This window comes from Gemmiger formicilis (assembly GCF_016901605.1).
GTDB classification, from domain to species: domain Bacteria; phylum Bacillota; class Clostridia; order Oscillospirales; family Ruminococcaceae; genus Gemmiger; species Gemmiger formicilis_B.
Window position 1 is genome coordinate 1 of record NZ_JACJKP010000416.1, and the last position, 506, is coordinate 506.

General features: G+C 64.2%; 1 pseudogene. It reads right to left on the reverse strand.

The annotated features are described in order from the left end of the window. Positions 1 to 506, reverse strand: a pseudogene (locus tag H6B10_RS15215) (transcription termination factor NusA); the annotation flags it as partial.

A 506-nucleotide genomic window follows, 5' to 3' on the forward strand; every position in this document is an offset into this window, starting at 1 on the left:
TGACGTCGATCTTCTCGCCGCCCAGTTCCTGCACGATCTTTTCCACACGGGCGCCGCGGGCACCGATGCAGGCGCCCACCGGGTCGACGTCGGGGTTCTTGCTCCAGACGGCCAGCTTGGTGCGGGCACCGGCTTCGCGGGCAATGGCCTTGATCTCGACGGTGCCGTCGTAGATTTCGGGCACTTCCAGTTCAAACATCCGCTTGACCAGGCCGGGATGGGTGCGGCTGATGGTCACACGCGGGCCACGGTCGGTAGCCAGAACATCCACCACGTAGACCTGCACGGTCTCGCCCTCGTGGAATTCCTCACCGGGGACCTGCTCATTGCGGGGCAGAACGGCACTGCCGCCCTTGCCCAGATCCAGCACCACGTTGCCGCGTTCCGGATCAATGGAAACCACCGTAGCCACAACAAGCTCATGAGCACGGGACTGCATCTCGCTGCACTGCAGATTGCGTTCGCCTTCCCGCAGGCCCTGACGGATCACGTGCTTGGCCGTCTGG